General features: G+C 60.5%; 17 protein-coding genes. 6 read left to right on the plus strand and 11 right to left on the minus strand.

Annotated features, from left to right (window positions below):
- The first annotated feature begins 13 nt into the window (after positions 1 to 13).
- Positions 14 to 2,647, plus strand: coding sequence for an excinuclease ABC subunit UvrA (locus JFT81_RS00225; RefSeq protein WP_201225353.1), 2,634 nt, complete (start codon positions 14 to 16; stop codon positions 2,645 to 2,647).
- A gap of 208 nt (positions 2,648 to 2,855) precedes the next feature.
- Here the strand turns inward: JFT81_RS00225 and JFT81_RS00230 are convergent, their stop codons facing one another.
- Genes JFT81_RS00230 through JFT81_RS00255 form a run of 6 tightly spaced genes read right to left on the minus strand, consistent with a single transcriptional unit; the run spans position 2,856 to position 8,283 of the window.
- Positions 2,856 to 4,799, minus strand: coding sequence for a response regulator (locus JFT81_RS00230; RefSeq protein ID WP_201225355.1), 1,944 nt, complete (start codon positions 4,797 to 4,799; stop codon positions 2,856 to 2,858).
- Positions 4,789 to 5,664, minus strand: a complete 876-nt coding sequence (locus tag JFT81_RS00235; protein WP_201225357.1) for an ATP-binding protein — start codon at positions 5,662 to 5,664, stop codon at positions 4,789 to 4,791. Before JFT81_RS00235 ends, JFT81_RS00230 begins: the two co-directional genes overlap by 11 nt.
- Positions 5,657 to 6,667: an ATP-binding protein gene (locus JFT81_RS00240; protein ID WP_201226638.1), complete on the minus strand. Its 1,011-nt coding sequence runs from the start codon at positions 6,665 to 6,667 to the stop codon at positions 5,657 to 5,659. Before JFT81_RS00240 ends, JFT81_RS00235 begins: the two co-directional genes overlap by 8 nt.
- Complete coding sequence (locus JFT81_RS00245) at positions 6,664 to 7,068, minus strand: anti-sigma regulatory factor (RefSeq protein WP_201203206.1); 405 nt, start codon at positions 7,066 to 7,068, stop codon at positions 6,664 to 6,666. The genes JFT81_RS00240 and JFT81_RS00245 overlap by 4 nt, the downstream gene beginning before the upstream one ends.
- Complete coding sequence (locus tag JFT81_RS00250; protein ID WP_025112567.1) at positions 7,065 to 7,427, minus strand: STAS domain-containing protein; 363 nt, start codon at positions 7,425 to 7,427, stop codon at positions 7,065 to 7,067. Before JFT81_RS00250 ends, JFT81_RS00245 begins: the two co-directional genes overlap by 4 nt.
- 4 nt (positions 7,428 to 7,431) lie before the next feature.
- Positions 7,432 to 8,283: an STAS domain-containing protein gene (locus JFT81_RS00255; RefSeq protein ID WP_201203207.1), complete on the minus strand. Its 852-nt coding sequence runs from the start codon at positions 8,281 to 8,283 to the stop codon at positions 7,432 to 7,434.
- 253 nt (positions 8,284 to 8,536) lie between these two features.
- On the opposite strand from JFT81_RS00255, the gene JFT81_RS00260 reads away from it, so the two are divergent.
- A complete protein-coding gene (locus JFT81_RS00260) occupies positions 8,537 to 8,806 on the plus strand; it encodes a hypothetical protein (RefSeq protein WP_201203209.1) in 270 nt (89 codons plus the stop codon).
- A gap of 57 nt (positions 8,807 to 8,863) precedes the next feature.
- Here JFT81_RS00260 and JFT81_RS00265 read toward each other — a convergent pair whose 3' ends face one another.
- On the minus strand, positions 8,864 to 9,385 hold the full coding sequence (locus JFT81_RS00265; protein WP_201225359.1) for a DUF4142 domain-containing protein: 522 nt from the start codon (positions 9,383 to 9,385) through the stop codon (positions 8,864 to 8,866).
- Between the two features lie 206 nt (positions 9,386 to 9,591).
- On the opposite strand from JFT81_RS00265, the gene JFT81_RS00270 reads away from it, so the two are divergent.
- Positions 9,592 to 9,834 (plus strand): DUF465 domain-containing protein, encoded by a 243-nt coding sequence (locus tag JFT81_RS00270; RefSeq protein WP_077573170.1) that lies wholly within the window; start codon positions 9,592 to 9,594, stop codon positions 9,832 to 9,834.
- Positions 9,835 to 9,943: 109 nt separating this feature from the next.
- Positions 9,944 to 10,108, plus strand: a complete 165-nt coding sequence (locus JFT81_RS00275; RefSeq protein WP_201225361.1) for a hypothetical protein — start codon at positions 9,944 to 9,946, stop codon at positions 10,106 to 10,108.
- Positions 10,109 to 10,548: 440 nt separating this feature from the next.
- Here JFT81_RS00275 and JFT81_RS00280 read toward each other — a convergent pair whose 3' ends face one another.
- From JFT81_RS00280 to JFT81_RS00295, 4 genes are all read right to left on the minus strand, one after another.
- Entirely contained in the window at positions 10,549 to 11,625 is a 1,077-nt protein-coding gene (locus tag JFT81_RS00280) for an SMP-30/gluconolactonase/LRE family protein (RefSeq protein ID WP_201225363.1), read from the minus strand.
- Positions 11,622 to 12,767 carry an SRPBCC family protein gene (locus tag JFT81_RS00285; protein ID WP_201225365.1) on the minus strand — a complete coding sequence of 382 codons (1,146 nt, stop codon included), beginning with the start codon at positions 12,765 to 12,767 and terminating at the stop codon, positions 11,622 to 11,624. Before JFT81_RS00285 ends, JFT81_RS00280 begins: the two co-directional genes overlap by 4 nt.
- 112 nt (positions 12,768 to 12,879) lie before the next feature.
- Complete coding sequence (locus JFT81_RS00290) at positions 12,880 to 13,743, minus strand: LysR family transcriptional regulator (protein WP_201225367.1); 864 nt, start codon at positions 13,741 to 13,743, stop codon at positions 12,880 to 12,882.
- A 128-nt stretch (positions 13,744 to 13,871) separates the two neighbouring features.
- Positions 13,872 to 15,590, minus strand: coding sequence for a hydrogenase maturation protein (locus tag JFT81_RS00295; RefSeq protein WP_201225369.1), 1,719 nt, complete (start codon positions 15,588 to 15,590; stop codon positions 13,872 to 13,874).
- A 296-nt stretch (positions 15,591 to 15,886) separates the two neighbouring features.
- On the opposite strand from JFT81_RS00295, the gene JFT81_RS00300 reads away from it, so the two are divergent.
- Positions 15,887 to 16,393 (plus strand): sigma-70 family RNA polymerase sigma factor, encoded by a 507-nt coding sequence (locus JFT81_RS00300; protein WP_201225371.1) that lies wholly within the window; start codon positions 15,887 to 15,889, stop codon positions 16,391 to 16,393.
- Positions 16,390 to 17,340 (plus strand): FecR family protein, encoded by a 951-nt coding sequence (locus tag JFT81_RS00305; RefSeq protein WP_201225373.1) that lies wholly within the window; start codon positions 16,390 to 16,392, stop codon positions 17,338 to 17,340. Before JFT81_RS00300 ends, JFT81_RS00305 begins: the two co-directional genes overlap by 4 nt.
- The last annotated feature ends 163 nt before the right edge of the window (positions 17,341 to 17,503 follow it).

Genomic DNA, 17,503 nt, shown 5'->3' on the forward strand with positions numbered 1-17,503 from the left:
CCAAGGCCCGCCAATGACTTCCAAGCGTAATTCCCAAGCGCCTACCGGCATGGTCCGGGTGCGTGGCGCCCGTGAACATAACCTGAAGAACGTCGACGTCGACATCCCTCGCGATTCGCTGGTGGTGTTCACGGGCGTGTCCGGCTCGGGCAAATCCTCGCTGGCGTTCTCGACCTTGTATGCCGAAGCGCAACGGCGTTACTTCGAGTCAGTGGCGCCGTACGCGCGGCGATTGATCGATCAGGTCGGCGTGCCGGACGTTGACTCCATCGAAGGCCTGCCGCCTGCCGTGGCGCTCCAGCAGCAGCGCGGCACGCCGAGCACGCGTTCGTCGGTGGGCAGCGTGACCACGTTGTCGAGCCTGATCCGCATGCTCTATTCGCGCGCCGGCAGTTATCCGCCGGGGCAGCCGATGCTGTACGCCGAAGACTTCTCGCCCAACACGCCACAGGGCGCCTGCCCGGAATGTCATGGTCTCGGTCGCGTGTATGAGGTCACCGAAGCGCTGATGGTGCCCGATCCGAACCTGACCATTCGCCAACGCGCCGTGGCGTCCTGGCCGCTGGCCTGGCAGGGGCAAAACCTGCGCGACATCCTCGTGACCCTGGGCATCGACGTCGATATCCCATGGAAAAAGCTGCCGAAAAAACAGCGCGACTGGATTCTCTTCACCGAAGAAACCCCGACCGTGCCGGTGTACGCCGGGCTGACCCCGGAAGAAACCCGCGTCGCCCTCAAACGCAAGATGGAGCCGAGTTATCAGGGCACGTTCAGCGGCGCGCGCCGCTACATCCTGCACACCTTCAGCCACTCGCAAAGTGCGCTGATGAAGAAGCGCGTTTCGCAGTTCATGCTCGGCAGTCCTTGCCCGTTATGTGACGGCAAGCGCCTGAAGCGCGAAGCGTTGTCGGTGACCTTTGCCGGTTATGACATCGGTGAGCTGTCGCAGATGCCCTTGCTGCAAGTCGCTGAAGTGCTGAGACCGGTGGCCGCCGCGAGTTATCTGGAGCACGCCGACGAAGTCGGGGAAACCCTTAGCCACGTGCAAACCCGCGAAGCTCGCCAGCAACGGGTGGCCCAGGGTGCGAGTGGCCACGGCAGCGCGCCGGATGTGCGCCATACGCCAAACCTGTCGCTGGAAAAACGCCTGGCCGCGCAGCGCATTGCCGAGGATCTGCTGGAGCGGGTCAGTACGCTGACCGACCTTGGGCTCGGTTATCTGGCGCTGGAGCGGAGCACACCGACGCTGTCGTCCGGTGAGTTGCAGCGCTTGAGGCTGGCGACGCAATTGGGCTCGCAGTTGTTTGGCGTGATCTATGTGCTGGATGAGCCGTCCGCCGGTTTGCACCCGGCCGATGGCGAAGCGCTGTTCGAAGCTTTGCAACGGTTGAAGGCTGACGGCAACACATTGTTTGTGGTCGAGCATGATCTGGAGACCATGCGCCGCGCCGACTGGTTGATTGATGTCGGGCCGGCAGCCGGAGAGAAGGGCGGACACGTGTTGTACAGCGGCCCCCCGGCGGGATTGGCCGAGATCGAACAGTCGCAGACGCGCGCCTATCTGTTTGCCGAAACCCAGCGGCAAACCCGTACAGCGCGCAAGCCGACAGCGTGGCTGAAACTCGACGGCATCACTCGCAATAACCTGAATAACCTCAGTGCGGAGTTTCCTTTGGGGTGCTTTACCTCGGTCACTGGAGTGTCCGGTTCCGGCAAGTCGAGCCTGGTCAGTCAGGCCTTGCTGGAACTGGTTGGCGCGCGACTGGGGCGCCCGACCACAGAGAGCGAACCGGAAGAACTCAGCCTTGAAGATGACGCTCCGCAGGTCAGCAGCGGCCAGGTCACGGCGGGGCTGGAGTCGATCAAACGGTTGGTGCAAGTCGATCAGAAGCCCATCGGCCGCACGCCGCGCTCCAATCTGGCGACCTACACGGGGTTGTTCGACAACGTGCGCAAACTGTTCGCCGCCACTGCCGAAGCGCAGGCGGCCGGGTATGACGCCGGGCAGTTTTCCTTCAACGTCGCCAAGGGCCGTTGCGCCACGTGCGAGGGTGAGGGTTTTGTCAGTGTTGAATTGTTGTTCATGCCCAGCGTGTATGCACCGTGCCCGACCTGTCATGGCGCGCGATACAACCCGCAAACGCTGGCGATCCTCTGGCAAGGCTTGAGCATCGCGCAGGTGCTGCAATTGACTGTCGATGAGGCGGTGACGGTGTTCGCCGAGCAACCGGGGATTCGTCGTTCACTGGAGGTGTTGCGCGACATCGGTCTCGGTTACCTGCGTCTCGGGCAACCGGCCACAGAGTTGTCCGGTGGCGAAGCGCAGCGGATCAAACTGGCCACCGAGTTGCAGCGCAACCAGCGCGGCGCGACTTTGTATGTGCTCGATGAACCGACCACCGGGCTGCATCCGCGTGATGTCGATCGGTTGCTGGAACAGTTGGATACGCTGGTGACAGCGGGGCACACCGTGATCGTGGTCGAGCATGAAATGCGCGTGGTGGCGCAGAGCGACTGGGTGATCGACATCGGGCCGGGGGCGGGGGATCAGGGCGGCAAGATTGTCGTGGCGGGCACGCCGCAAAAAGTCGCCACGAACAAAAAGAGCAAGACTGCGCCGTTTCTGGCTCGTGCATTGAGCCGATAGGGTTGATGGTCGAGCTGGCCGGCTAGCTCGCACAGTTTTTGCGGCGTACACAAGACCCATGCAGGCGCTGAGTTTGCTCGCGAAAGTGCTGTATCAGTCGATATTTGCGTGGACTGACACGACGCCTTCGCGAGCAAGCTCAGCTCCTACAGTGATTTGCGTTGAAACCGAACCGTAGGAGCTGCCGCAGGCTGCGATCTTTTTGCTTCTAACTACCGTCGAGGGTACGGCGGACCTTGTCGAGCAGTTCGCTGATTTGAAACGGCTTGACCAGCATGTCCATGCCGCTGCCGAGAAATACCTGACGATTGATCGCCGTTTCCGCATAGCCGGTCATGAACAGAATCGGCAGAGCCTCACGCCAACCCCGCGCAACGTCCGCCAACTCACGTCCGCTCATGCGCGGCAAACCCACATCGGTCAGCAGTAGGTTGATCGACGGATCATTCTGCAATCGCTCCAGCGCCGTTTCGATATCCGCCGCCTGGGTACAGTGGTAGCCAGCGTCCTCCAGCACTTCCGTGACAAACATCCGCACCGACGGCATGTCCTCGACAATCAGCACATGTTCGCCGGTGCCTTGGGGATTGACGACGGGTGCAGGAATGTCGGCCCCCGTCGGATCGCTGGTGGCCGGCAACATGATCGTCACTTCCGTGCCGCGTCGAGCCACGCTGCGAATGTGTGCATCGCCACCCGATTGCCGGGCGAAACCATAGATTGTCGACAGCCCCAATCCGGTTCCCTGACCCAGGGGTTTGGTGGTGAAAAACGGATCGAACACCTTATCGATCACGTTGTGCTCGATCCCGGTACCGTCATCGCGCACCGACAATGCGACATACGCACCATCGGCCAGGTTCGGATCTCCGTGCGAGTAAGCGGCGTAGGTGTTGACCCAGATGTTGCCACCCGTCGGCAAGGCATCACGGGCGTTGATCACCAGGTTCAGCACCGCGCTTTCCAGTTGCACCGGGTCAACCAGAGCGATCGCCGGTTTGTTGGTCAACTCAAGCTTGAGGTTGATCCGCTCACCGATGGTGCGCACCAGCAATTCCTCCAGCGAACGCACCTGCTCGTTAATGTCCACCGGCCGCGTGTCCAGCGGTTGCTGACGGGCAAAGGCCAGCAGCCGGTGGGTAAGCGACGCGGCACTCATGGCCGAGTTCAGCGCGGCTTCGGTGTAAAACTGCACTTTATCCAGACGCGCGTCGGCGATCCGTTTCTGGATCAACTCCAGGCTGGTGATGATGCCCGTCAGCAGATTGTTGAAGTCGTGAGCGATGCCGCCGGTGAGTTTGCCCAGCGCATCCATTTTCTGCACTTGCAGCAGCTGCGCCTCGGCCCGCACGCGCTCGGCGACTTCCTTGGCCAGTTGCGTGGTGGTGTCGTCCAGCCGCGCCAGGTGCGAGCGTTCGCGGTGACGGTGTTCGGTAACGTCCTCGACGAACACCAGGCTCAGCTCTGGCGTGCGATACGGTGAAATCTGCCACTCGGTTTCGCGAATCTCCCCTTGGACACGCATGTTCAGCGTGCCTTTCCAGCGCTCGCCGTCGACCAGTCGCAGGCGCAGCTCATTGAGGATTGCGCTTTGATCGTCGGCAAAGCATTCATTCAGGGTTTGCGGGTTGCGATTATCGAGTATCAGCTGGGCAAAAGCGTGGTTGCACTCATGCACCTTCAGATTCGCATCGAGCACCGCGATAGGTGCCGAAACGTTGACGAAAATCTCGCGAAAGCGCGCCTCGCTCTCGCGCAAGGCGTTTTCCGTGTCGCGTACGCGCAACAACGTGCGCAGAGTCGCCAGCAGCACGTCCGGATCAACCGGATGAATCAGATAGGCATCGGCGCCCGCGTCCAGGCCAGTGATGATGTCGCCGGTCTGGATCGACGCGGCAGACACATGGATCACCGGCAGCAACGCCGTGCGCGTGTCGGCGCGCAGAATACGCACGATGTCGAACCCGCTCATGTCCGGCAGGTTGACGTCGAGGATAAGCGCATCCAGCGGCTCACTTTCGATCAGCGCCAGCCCTTCAGTGCCGGTGCCAGCCTCCAGCACTTCATAGCCGTGACGCTCCAGCCGCCGGCGCAGGGCGTAGCGGGTGGCGACGTTGTCATCGACGATCAACAGGCGGATGTCACGTTTCATCGACGTTCTCCAGAGCGATCGCCAGCGGAATGATCACGAAAAAGGTCGAACCGACCCCCGGCGCGCTTTCCACCCCGACCTCACCGCCCAACAGGGCTGCGAAGCGCTTACACAGCGACAGACCCAGGCCGGTGCCACGCAGGCGTTTCTGCAAGGGTGAGTCGACCTGGGAAAAGTCTTCGAACAATGCGCCATGTAGCTCGGCAGCGATACCGATTCCGGTGTCGCTGACGGCAAAGCGCACTTTGTCGGCGCCTTCCAGTCGCGCCGAAACCCGCACTTCGCCACGGGTGGTGAACTTCAGCGAGTTGGAAATGAAGTTGCGCAGGATCTGTGCGAGTTTTTTGTCATCGGTATACAGACGCGGCAGGCCGTTCGGTTCTTCGAAGATCAGATCGACCGCCGTCGCATCGACGATCGGCCGGAACATCCCGCGCAGGGCGGAGAACAGGTCGAACATGTCGAACCATGCCGGGGAAATGCTGATGCGTCCGGCCTCGATTTTCGCCAGGTCGAGCAAGTCATCGACCATGTCGCTCAGCTCGCGAGCGGCAGTGCTGACGAATGCCACCTGCTTGTGCTGCTCGGGGCTGAGCGGGCCGTCGAGTTCATCGGCAAGCAGGCTGTTGATGCTCAGGATCGAACCCAGCGGCGTGCGGAACTCATGGCTCATGTAAGAGAGGAAGCGGCTTTTCAAATCAGAAGCCTGGCGCAATTCCTCTGCCTGGGTGTCAAGTTCGGCGTACAAGGCCAGCACGCCCTGATTGGTCTCGTCGAGTTCTTCACGCAGGGCGGCGGATTCGCTCCGCAACTGCGCGATGAGCGCAGCCTGTTCGGCATTGCTCAAGATGGGCGACTCAGCCATGGGCGGCCTCCAGGGCAACGACCAGCACCGTTACATCGTCGCGCCCGCGACAGAAATCGCGGTTCAGGACGCTGGCTATCACGGCGGGATGGCGGTGCACCAGGCCGGGGTAGTCTTGAAGGTTCCAACGGGACTGCAAGCCGTCGCTGTACATGATCAATAGATGTCCGTTCACGTGAGCATAGTCAAAGGGCTGGGCTTTTCGGTATTGACCGCCAACGATCCCTGGATGTGAGGCCAGACCACGGGACTTGTCGGCAGCGATCAGGCTGGCGCCGATGTTGCCGACACCGGCAAACGTCAGGCTGGCGCGATCGGCGTGAAACTGCGCAAACGCCACGGCGCCGCCCCGACTGCCGATCATATCGCGGTGCATGTCTTCCATCAGTGTCACCGGTGCGCTGAACGGCGCCTCGGCAAAGGCGCGCTCGCCGGCCCGGGCAGCGCGCTCGGCTTCTTCACCGTGTCCGAGCCCGTCGATGATCAGCGCGCAGATGTCGCCGCCATGGTAGGCCAGATGCCAGACGTCACCGCAGGCCGGATCGTTGTGCAGTGAATGCTGACTGACGCCGTAGGGCAGGTCCGGCTGACGGTCGTTGCGCGGATACAGACGGGCGAGCAGCACGGCGCCGCGGTGGTCGGCATACACATCAAAGATGTTGGCCTGGCGTGCCACGGCGCCGAGGCCGATGCCCTGCGTGCCGCCGGTGGAAAAACCGTCGGTCAGGCACGCATCAAGGTCAAAACCTTGCGCACGATCGACCGCCAGCAACTCGATGCCGGCATCACCCTGACGCGGCAACAGGCGCAGGTGCAGTTCGCCACGGCCAGCATGCTTGAGCACGTTGCTCGCCAGTTCCGTGGCCACCAATGCCACGCGGCCGGCGTCACTTTCACCAAAACCATGTTGTTCGGCGAGGCGTTGCGCGGTGCGTCGGGCATAGCCGATCTGGCTGCTGTCTTCGATCAGCAGTACTTGGGTCAATGACCCGCTGATATTCATGTCCATCGGGTAATCGTTATGCGAGTGCCTTTGCCGGGTTCGGTTTCCAGTTCGAACTCGTCGACCAGCCGTTTCGCGCCGGTCAGGCCAAGGCCCATACCACTGCCGGAGGTCCAACCGTCGGTCATCGCCAGTTTGATGTCAGGTATGCCGGGGCCTTCATCACGGAAGGTCAGGCGCAGCCCGACCCGGCCGTTTTCATCGAGGATCTGCCAGTCCATGTCACCGCCACCGCCGTAAACCATGGTGTTGCGCGCCAGCTCGCTGACGGCGGTCACCAGTTTGGTCAGATCGATCAGGCGCATGCCGCACTCGGTACACAGTTTGCGCGCGGTCTGACGCGCCAGCACCACGTCCTGTTCGATGTTGATCGCTTGAGTACCGCTGCTGCGCACGCTCATTGCTGGCGTACTCGTTCCTGCAGCAGTTTCATGCCGCGCTCGACGTTCAATGCCGTGCTGACGCCCGGCAACGTCAGGCCCAGCTCGACCAGCGTGATCGCCACGGCCGGTTGCATGCCGACCAGCATGGTTTCGGCATCCATGATTTTCGACAGACCGGAAATCGTGCCGATCATCCGGCCGATGAACGAGTCGACCATGTCCAGCGCCGAGATGTCGATCAAGACCCCGCGCGCCGAGGTTTTGCTGATGCGCTCGGACAAATCATCCTGAAGGGTCAGGGCGAGCTGGTCATGCATGTCGACCTGAATGGTCACCAGCAGAAAGTCGCCCATTTGTAGAATCGGGATACGTTCCATCGGCTCAGACCGCTTTGCCGAGGCTGATGCCCAGGCGTGTCAGCGCGAGTTTCAGCGCGTCGGCCAGATTGGCCTTGGTCACCACGCCTTGCAGATCAAGCCCGAGGTGGACGATGGTTTGTGCGATCTGCGGGCGCACGCCGCTGATGATGCAATCGGCGCCCATCAGGCGGATGGCCGTGACGGTTTTCAGCAGGTGCTGGGCGACGAGTGTGTCGACGGTGGGCACGCCAGTGATGTCGATAATGGCGATTTCCGAACCGGTGTCGACGATGCGTTGCAGCAGCGATTCCATCACCACTTGGGTGCGTTGCGAGTCCAGCGTACCGATCATCGGCAGCGCCAGAACGCCGTCCCACAGCTTGACCACTGGTGTCGACAGTTCCAGCAGCTCTTCCTGTTGACGCTTGATCACCGCTTCGCGGGATTTCTGGAAGGTACGGATGGTGTGCAGGCCGAGGGCGTCGAGCAGTTCGGAGATTTCCCAGAGCTGTTCGGCGAGCAGCGCCGGTTGGTCGTGGTAATGCGCCTGGAGCAGGGCGAACAGTGGGCCTTTAAGGGCGAAGATGAAGCTGGCGGTCTGCTGCGAATCCTGACCCAGCATGGCGCGGCTGTGGGAGAGTTTTTCAAGAAACTGGCGGGTGCTTTCCCAGCCCGGTGCGTTGATGTTGTTGCCGTTGTCATTCTCCAGACCGCTGACCACCAGTTGCAGGAACTCGCCAGTCTGCTGCCGCACATCGTGGTCTTTCAGGTTACGGGTGGCGCCGCTGGCTTCCAGGCCATTGATCCATTCGCCCAGCAGTTGGTTTTGTTTGTTCTTCATCGCATCGAGTGTGCTGTTCTGCAGTGCTGCCATGTGCCTGTTGCTCCGTAGCGAAATGGGGGCCGATTTCAGAAAAAATGATCGGCGCGCTGTCAGTGACATTTGCCGTTTGAAATAGTTGTTCGTTCCGACGCGGATATTTTTGATTTGGCGCAAAGAACTTCCCGGTAACTCTAGTCGGCGTGGCCGTTTGCAGCGATCTTTTGAACGATTGCCCACCCGCAGGCTTCGAATCTTCAAGGCCCGGCGGGTTTACGTCGGGCTGGCTTCGATGAATGAGGTGGCTATGAACGAGCAATCGACGCAGCAACAGAATCAACCCGGGCAACCGATCAATCGTAATGACCCGGCGATCGACCCACAAGTCCCTGGGCAACCCGCACCCACGCAGCAACAAGGCGAGGGCGATCAGGCACAAAGTGCCGATCCTGCAGTGGATCAGAAGAGCAAAAATACGGACAACGATAATGAATTCAGTCCGGGCTTCGAACCGCAGCCAGATCGTGCGAAGCCGGGTGAGGAAACGGATGCCGATATCGATACTGACGGCGGTTAATCGTTTCAGACATGAACAGGCCGCATCCACGGGATGCGGCCTGATTTTTTACGGCGGTTATTTGCTTGGATGTTTGGCTTGCAGTTCTTTCGCAGCGGCGAGGTGTTTTTCCAGCGCCGGGAGCATTTTCTGTGCAAAGGCTTTCAGTTCGGTGGCGCCTTTGACCTTGTCGTCAGTCACGGTGTTGGCTTCTTTCTTGAACAGCTCGATGGTCTCTTCGTGGGCCTTGACCTGATTATTGGCGTAGGCCGCATCGAAAGACTCATCGCGCATGTCGAGGATTTTTTCCTTGGCCTGCTTGACCAGGGTTGTCGTGTCCGGAACCTTGATGTCGTTGGACTGGGCAATGCTCGCCAGCTCATCGTTGGCCTTGCCGTGATCGGTGATCATCATGTTGGCGAATTCTTTGATGTCAGCCGATGAGCTCTTTTCCAGCGCCAGGCGACTGGTTTCGATTTCGGCGATGCCACCCGCAGCGGCATTGTCGACGAAGGTATTGGAAGTGGCAGCGAACGCGCTGCCCATGCCGGTGCTCAAAGCGACAGCCAGCACAAGGTGACGCAGGTTGAATCCGTCCATTGGTGTATCTCCACGCAGGTTATTGTCGGTGTTACACAGTGGAGGGAAAGCTTCGAGCAAAGGTTTTATCGCATTTGCGACAGGGCGACGAACGGGCACCGCTGGTCTGACAGGTGGTCGACAGAATGACCTGACCAAGGCCATTCTGATCACTGGCCAGCGCAATCGGTCGCGTTGACCAGCCGATCAATTGACGGAGGTGTTCCATGCCGGTGACCCATGACTTGTTACAGGATTTGAAACTGACGAAGGAAGAGATCCAGCAAAAACGCACCGCGGATCCACATCTGGACGCACTGATCAACAAGTATTCCCAAGCGGATGCCGAGGTAGTCAAGGCCGAGACGGCGACCTCGGATGCACCCAGCGACGACACGCTGAAAAAACTCAAAGAGAAACGCTTGCAAGTCAAAGACAAGATCGTCGAGCAATTACAGGCCCGATCCTGACCGCCAGTCGCACCATCGACGCTCGGTGGTGAATTGACTGGAACGACGTCAATCACTGGCACCTCCAATGTTCAGAGTCTGCAATCACTGATTTTTTGCGAGGTGCCTTATGAACGATCCCAAATTCCCCAGCGAAGAGCAGGGCGCTTTTGACCCGGTTCCGACGCATCCTGAACCCAATAGCCCGGCGCGCACCACGACCCATCCTGATGAGCCGGATGAGGATTTGCCGGAAGACGAAGATCCGGAAAAATTCGACAAATCCAGCAACTGACAGACCGCTTTCGCGAGCAAGCTCAGCTCCTACAAGGGATCGCATTTCCCCTGTAGGGAGCAAGGCTTGCCCGCGAAGGCGCCAGTCAATTCAGCACAAATCCCCACTGTAGGAGCAAGGCTTGCCCGCGAAGGCGCCAGTCAATTCAACACAAATCCCCACTGTAGGAGCAAGGCTTGCCCGCGAAGGCGCCAGTCGATTCAACACAAATCCCCACTGTAGGAGCAAGGCTTGCCCGCGAAGGCGCCAGTCAATTCAACACAAATCCCCACTGTAGGAGCAAGGCTTGCCCGCGAAGGCGCCAGTCGATTCAACACAAATCCCCACTGTAGGAGCAAGGCTTGCCCGCGAAAGCGCCAGTCAATTCAACACAAATCCCCAGTGTAGGAGCAAGGCTTGCCCGCGAAGGCGCCAGTCAATTCAACACAAATCCATCTAGTTCACTTCAGCGCCGCCTCCAATGGCAGTCGCGCCATGTGCGTCGCTTTCAACGACCCCAAATACAACCACTGCCCATACTCGCGCACCGTAGTAATCGGCGAATAATTGCCGCTGCCGGCACCCTGCAAGTTCGCTATCACCTTGCCGTCCAGATCCAGTCCCAGCACAAAACCGCGCTTCTCCACCGGTTTCGGCAGCACAGTCAGCGCCCGGGCGATCATCTTGCGCACGAACGGGTGTCCGGCCGTGCCATCGAGTAACGCATTGCGCGGCGCGTACAGCGCGACCCAGACCCGGTTGCTGCCATTGAACGCGAGGTTGTCCGGCAGCCCCGGCAGGTTGTCGATAAACAGGTCATGGGTTCCAGCCTTGGGCCCGGTCAGCCAATAACGACTGATGCGGTAGGCGCCGGTTTCGTTGACCAGTACATAAGCGTCGTCCGGGCCCAGAGTCACACCATTGGCGAACTCCAGTTTGTCGAGCAATACGCTGGTCTTGCCGGTCTGGAAGTCATAGCGCAGCAAACGCCCGTCGCCGCCGTGTTCGATAATCGCCTCGCCGTCGTGGCCGTAACCCCAGCGACTGGTGGCGTCGCTGAAATAAGCGTAATGCCCGGATTCGTCGATGGCCACGTCATCGGTGAAACCGAAGGCCAGGCCATTGGCTGCATTGGTCAGAGGGATCAGGCGTCCTTGCGCGTCGAGCGAGAGCAAACCCTTGACTCCGTCGGCGATCACCAGCAAACCGTTCGGGTGACGGGCCAAGCCCAGCGGCCGTCCGCCCGTGTCGGCAAGTACCTGGCGTTCTTTGCCGTCGAGGCTGGTGCGCAGCAGTCGACCGTCATGCAGCCCGGTGATCAGAAAGTCGCCTTCCAGTAGCAGCGCCTCCGGACCTTCGATGTCGTTCGGTCCGACTCGTACCGCGCCTTTGAGCTTCTGGTTCTCGGCGTAGGTGCCGCTCTCAAGCGATGGTGCTGCCTGCGGTTTCCAGGCCACCGGCTCGACCCTGGTGGGCATCAGCAGTAAAAAAGCGATGACGAGGATGATCAGCAGCAGCAACAGACGCCGCAGCTTCATGCGCTGGCCCTCGCTGATGCAATGGATTGCGCTGCCCTGTCGCGCAGCGCCAGCATTGAAGCGGCCGATTCGCGATCAATCCGTCGCTTGAGCAATAACTGATTGGCAATGCGCATGCCCAAGCCCTCGAAGTGATAGTCGAGGGTGCGGACAAATCGCGTGCCGAGCGTGTCGCCCGAGCATTCATACGTCAGCAGCAGCGACAGGCCATGGTCGCCTTGTGCCCGCGCGCACCAGCGCCGGCCTGGCAAGTATTCGGTGACCTCCCAGCGCAAGTGTCCCTGACGACCGCCGGCATGAATCTCTTCTTCGAAGCGTGAGCCGGCATGCAGTGGACCTTGCGCGCCGTCGATCTTCAGTGAGGACGGGTGCCATTCCGGCCAGCGGCTGACACTGGCGGCGTAGGCGAGTACGGCAATCGGCTCGCCAGGGATGTCGATGTGGTGCTGCATACGGGTCATGGGCATTCTCGAATAGCGCAAAGGGTCGGCTTCCGGCTCCCAGTAGAGGGTGCCGAACAGGTAATCCATCAGTGGCAAAACGATGTTGAAGTTGCGCTCTTGCATACGCTCGCGACGGTGATGCAATTCGTGCAGTCGGCGCATCTGGCGAATCCACGGCAGGCGCGTCAATGGATTGCTCGGGGGCAAATGCTCAAAGGCATGAAACACTTCGTATGCCAGATAACCGAGCACCATGCAGCCGCCGAACAGCCCGGCAACGTTGCTGTTCAGCTGCTCGAACAACCACCACAAGGGCAGGGTGATGACCAGCGTATGAATCACGATCAGCCACGCCGGGAACAGAATCACTCGCCAGTCGCGGGCGCTGTCGAAGGTCATGTGGCCGGGGGTGAAGAAGCTGTGATGATCACCCGCGTGGCGGGCGTAGAACATTTTCGCGAAGGTTTTTTTGTGGTGGCCGAGATGGCGATGGACCATGTACACGCCGAAGTTGAAGAGCAGCAGGGTCAACGGCACCGTCAACCACTCCAGCGGTCGCACCTGTTGCACGCTGCTCCAGAATGCACCCATGGCCAGCACGCCGAACAGCAGCACGAACGCGCCATGCAGCCACGGGTTGTACAGCGGATGGATGGCCGCACGGTAGCGGCTGCGAAATGCCTCGGTGGTCTGCCTCACTGCGTTCACCTGTGGGTATGGTTGTGCTACCCGGCAGATTAGCCGATCCGGCGATTTGTGCAGGCGCGACCTTGAGGTCACATGCGCCATGCTCCGGTGTAAACCGGCAGCTTCAGCTCAGCGGATTCCAGCGTTGCGACCAGTCGTCATCGGTATGGATCACTTCGCGCAGCAGGTTGAAGGCATGTTGCAGGGTCGCCGAGTCGCGATCACGCGAATAGACCAGATAGGTCGGATAGCTGAATTCCGGAGCTTTGGTCACCGGTTCCAGTGCGCCGGTTTCAAGGTAGGTGCGAACGACGCGGGTGCGGAAGTAGCCGCTGCCACCGTTTTCCAGGATGTATTGCAGGGCCAGCGGGCCGAGGTTGAAGCTCAGCGCGGCTTTGGCTTTTTCCGGCAGGGCGGCATCGTGTTGGCGACGGAAGTCCGGGCCCCAGTCGATGTAGACGTAGGGATCCGGACGGTCAGGCGTACGCACCAGAATCAGTTTTTCTTCCAGCACTTGCTCGACCTGCAAACCCGGCCAGTATTCCGGCTGGTAGACCAGCGCTGCATCGAGTACACCCAGTTCCAATTGGCGCAGCAGATTTTCGCCATCGCGGATTTCCATACGCAGCGCATGACCGGGGATTTTTTCGCGCAGTTCGGCGGCCCAACTGAGCATCAGCGGATTGCACAGGCTGACTTCGCCACCGATGTGCAGCACGTTGTGATAACCCTCGGGCAACGGCAGGTCGCGGCGCGCGGCCTCCCAGGTCTGCACCAGTTGATTGGCATAGACCACGAAGGCTTCGCCATTGGGCGTCAGCTTCGCCCCGGCGCGGTTGCGCACGAACAGCGTGCTGCCCAATTGGCTTTCGAGTTTTTGCACCCGGGCGGTGATGGCCGTTTGTGTGACGAACAGCTTTTGCGCGGCAGCGGCGAGACTGCCGTGGCGGACAATTTCCAGAAAGGTACGGGCGAGGTCGATGTCCATGGGCGGGCCGGTGTTTGAGGTGAGCGCATTGTAAGTGCCCGCCGGATACCGCGTCATCGTTCATCGCGAGCAGGAATACCTTGTAGGCGTGAGCCTGCTCGCGATAGGGGCATCGTAAACGCCGAAGATCAGTCGGTCAGTTCGATTTCCTGTACCCGTGCCCAATCCTCGATCAATCGCGCCGGAGTGCCACAAACCTTGCGTTTGTAGACGAAGTGGCTGCACTTCTCGGCGAACTGATGTCGGTTGTGGAGCATGTCTTCCTGCATCTCTTGCAGCTCGGTTTCGCGGCATTGCTGGATCAGCGCGTGATCAACCCGCGATTTGCGTTCACGCACGGCGGCATACGTCGGATCGTTCAACACGCCATTGGCTCGTTGCAGCAGCCACAAGGAAAACTCGTCGGGGCAGCGTGGACCGATTTCCTGGACCATGCCCAGTTGCAGCGCCTGGCTGGCGCTGACCGGCAAACACGCCTGGGTCAATTGCTCAGCCATGGCCGGGCCTACCGCGCGAGGCAAGCTGTAAGTCCAGTATTCCGAGCCATACAGGCCCATGCTCTTGTAGTGCGGATTGAGCACGATATCGGCGCGCGCAAACACGATGTCGGCCGCCAGCGCGAGCATCACCCCACCGGCCCCGGCATTGCCGGTCACGCCGCTGACCACCAGTTGCCTCGCGCTGAGCAACTCTGCACAGACATCGTCGATCGCCTGAATATTCGCCCAGGCCTCAGCGCCAGGATCCTGCGCGGCCTGAATCACGTTCAGATGCACACCATTGGAAAAACTGCCGCGGCCGCCCTTGATCAACAGCACCCGGGTGTCTCGCGCCTTGGCCCAGCGCAGTGCGTCGACCATGCGCTGGCATTGCTCGGTGCTCATTGCGCCGTTGTAGAACTCGAAGGTCAGCTCACCGACATGCCCGGACTCCCGATAGCTGATCGGCTGATAGGCCTCGTCGCTGAACGGCTGACTGACGATTGACCAATCCAGGTGTGGCACCTCCGCCAGTTGCCCGGCCAGCACGTGCCGCGCCGGTTGCTTGAAGGTTTCCTCACCCGGCTGCGGTTTGCGCCGCAGGGAACCGATCCACACGCTGTGATCTCCGGTCGCCACCAGCACCGCATCGTCATGCACCGCGATGATTTCGCCGGGCATGCCGGTGCGCGAATCCAGGTGCGCGTCGTACACGTAGTACTGACCACCGGCCAGACTCGCCAGCACGCCGGGTTGGCCGTCCGCCGCATCAATGCAACGTTTGATGAAGCGCGCGCAATCGTGCCAGGTGAAGCTGCGATCGACCTGTTTCATGTTCGGCTGCAAACGCCCGCGTACAGCGGGATTGCTGTAATCCAACGGCACTGGGGCAAAGCCGTCGACGAATTTTTCCAGCACCTCGCGAATGCACAGCATCGCCGCATCACTGACCCGGCCGTTGTACAGCTCGGACTTGCGCAGGCCCGCCGGCAGGTTGAATTCGCACGTCGCCCACACCGGTCCGGCATCCATTTCTTCCACTGCCTGCAGTGCGGTCACGCCCCAGCTTGGCAGTTCGTTGGTGATCGCCCAGTCCAGCGCACTGGCGCCACGATCGCCGACGATGCCGGGATGGATGATCACCACTGGCCGCTGCGTATTGCGCCACAGCGCTTGCGGTACGCGATCCTTGAGAAACGGGCAGATCACCAGATCCGCGGCGCTGTTTTCGATCTGTTCGCACACCGAGTGTTCATCGGTAAACAGCACGACGCTGGGCGAATGCCCGGCCTGGCGCAATTCCAGCCAGGCACGTTGAGTCAGGCCGTTGAAGGCTGACGCCAGCAGAATGATGTTGAGGGGACGCATGAGGGTTCTTCCTTGATTGAGATCAGCCGCAGGCTCCCGGTGAGCCTTCCCTGGCCTTCGATGGAGAGGGGAGATTAATCACTGCTCAGCGTGAGGCAGTGATCCGGGTCAAGGTTCTGTCAGCCAATGTTTATGCGGCGACGAAGCGCTTTATTCTTAAAAGTTTGCTTGTGATGTTTTTTTATTACTTCAAATGTGTGCATCGCTATTGCACAGTCGCGCCTGATCAGAGCCGGACGATCCCGGCAGAACGATGGTTTTTCGCAGCGGGTGGGACCCGTTTGAGGGAGCAAGGCATGGGTGGACACAACCCGCATTACCAGATCATCGGGCAGATGTTCCAAAAGGACTATCGCTGGCTGTGCGCTGCCGTTGGCCGCACGCTGGGCTGCCCGCACAGTGCGCAGGACATTGCATCGGAAACCTTTCTGCGGGTGTTGGCGCTGCCGGACCCGACGGCGATTCGCGAGCCACGGGCGCTGTTGACCACCATCGCCCGGCGACTGGTGTACGAAGGCTGGCGCCGCCAGGACCTTGAGCGCGCCTATCTTGAAAGCCTGGCGCTGGCGCCGGAGCCGGTGCATCCGTCACCGGAAGAACGCGCACTGGTCATCGAAGCGTTGCTGGCGGTCGATCGGCTGCTCAATGGCCTGTCAGCCAAAGCCAAAGCGGCGTTTCTCTACCATCAACTCGACGGTTTGACTTACAGCGAGATTGGCCAACGCCTCGGCGTCTCCACCAGTCGCGTGCAGCAATACATGGTTGAGGCGTTCAAACGCTGCTATCAGGCGATGCAGGCATGAGGCCGGACGAAGCGGTGATCGATGAAGCCGCGCAATGGATGGCGCTGTTGCAATCGGACGACATCAGCCTCGCTGAGCGTGCGGCTTTCGAGGCTTGGCGTGTGGCCGATCCACGCCATCAGCAGATCATCGAGCAAATGGGCGGCGGCCTGAATTTGCTGCGTAATCCGAATTTGCGCGGCGTGCCACGCAATAGCCTGCTGCACAGCCTCAACGCCCCTTCAAGTCGTCGCAGGTTTATCAGCGGCAGTTTGAGTGTGCTGGGCGTGGCGCTGCTGGGCGGGCTGCTCGGGCGCCGTTATGGCTGGCTGCCCGAGGCGGGAGAGTTGGCGACCGGTATGGGCGAGCGGCGTGATTTCACCCTGGAGGATGGCAGTGCGTTGACCCTCAATGCGCGCAGTCGGGTAGTGCCGCTGTTCGATCACACTCAGCGGTTGCTGGCCTTGCGCAGTGGCGAGTTGTGGGTGGATGTCGCGAAGGATCCGTCACGGCCCTTCGTCGTCGAGACCGAACACGGTCGAATGCGCGCGCTCGGGACGAAATTCCTCGTGCAGCAGAGTGACGAGCTCACACGATTGGTGATGTTGCATTCGCAGGTTGAAGTGGTCACCGCCAGCGGTGCGCGGCAAGTGGTCGAGGCGGGCGAGAGTCTGCTGTTCAACGATCTCGGCATCCTGTCATTGCAACGCAGCAACGGTCACGAAAGTGCCTGGACGCAAGGTCGGCTGGAGGTTCGCGATCGGCCGCTCAGTGAGGTGATTGACAGCCTGCGTCGTTACCGGCGGGGCATTGTGCATGTCAGCCCTGAAGTGGCTGATTTGCGCTTGAGCGGCCTCTATCCACTCGACGACAGTGACCGCACGTTGCAGTTACTGGAGCGTTCGTTACCGATCCGCATTCTTTGGCACAACCCCTACTGGATCAGTATCGAACCTCGCCCGAGCTGAACCTGTAAGCCCCGGTAGGCGCTGCCGCAGGCTGCGATCCTTTGATTTTAAAAAACAACATCAAGAGATCGCAGCCTGCGGCAGCTCCTACCGGGAGGAATTCCGGTTATAGGGATATGACTGCTTGGCCTAATCGCCGCCCTATAAAAAGCGCCGGTCCGCT

It is taken from the genome of Pseudomonas sp. TH43 (assembly GCF_016650635.1).
Classification (GTDB): Bacteria; Pseudomonadota; Gammaproteobacteria; order Pseudomonadales; family Pseudomonadaceae; genus Aquipseudomonas.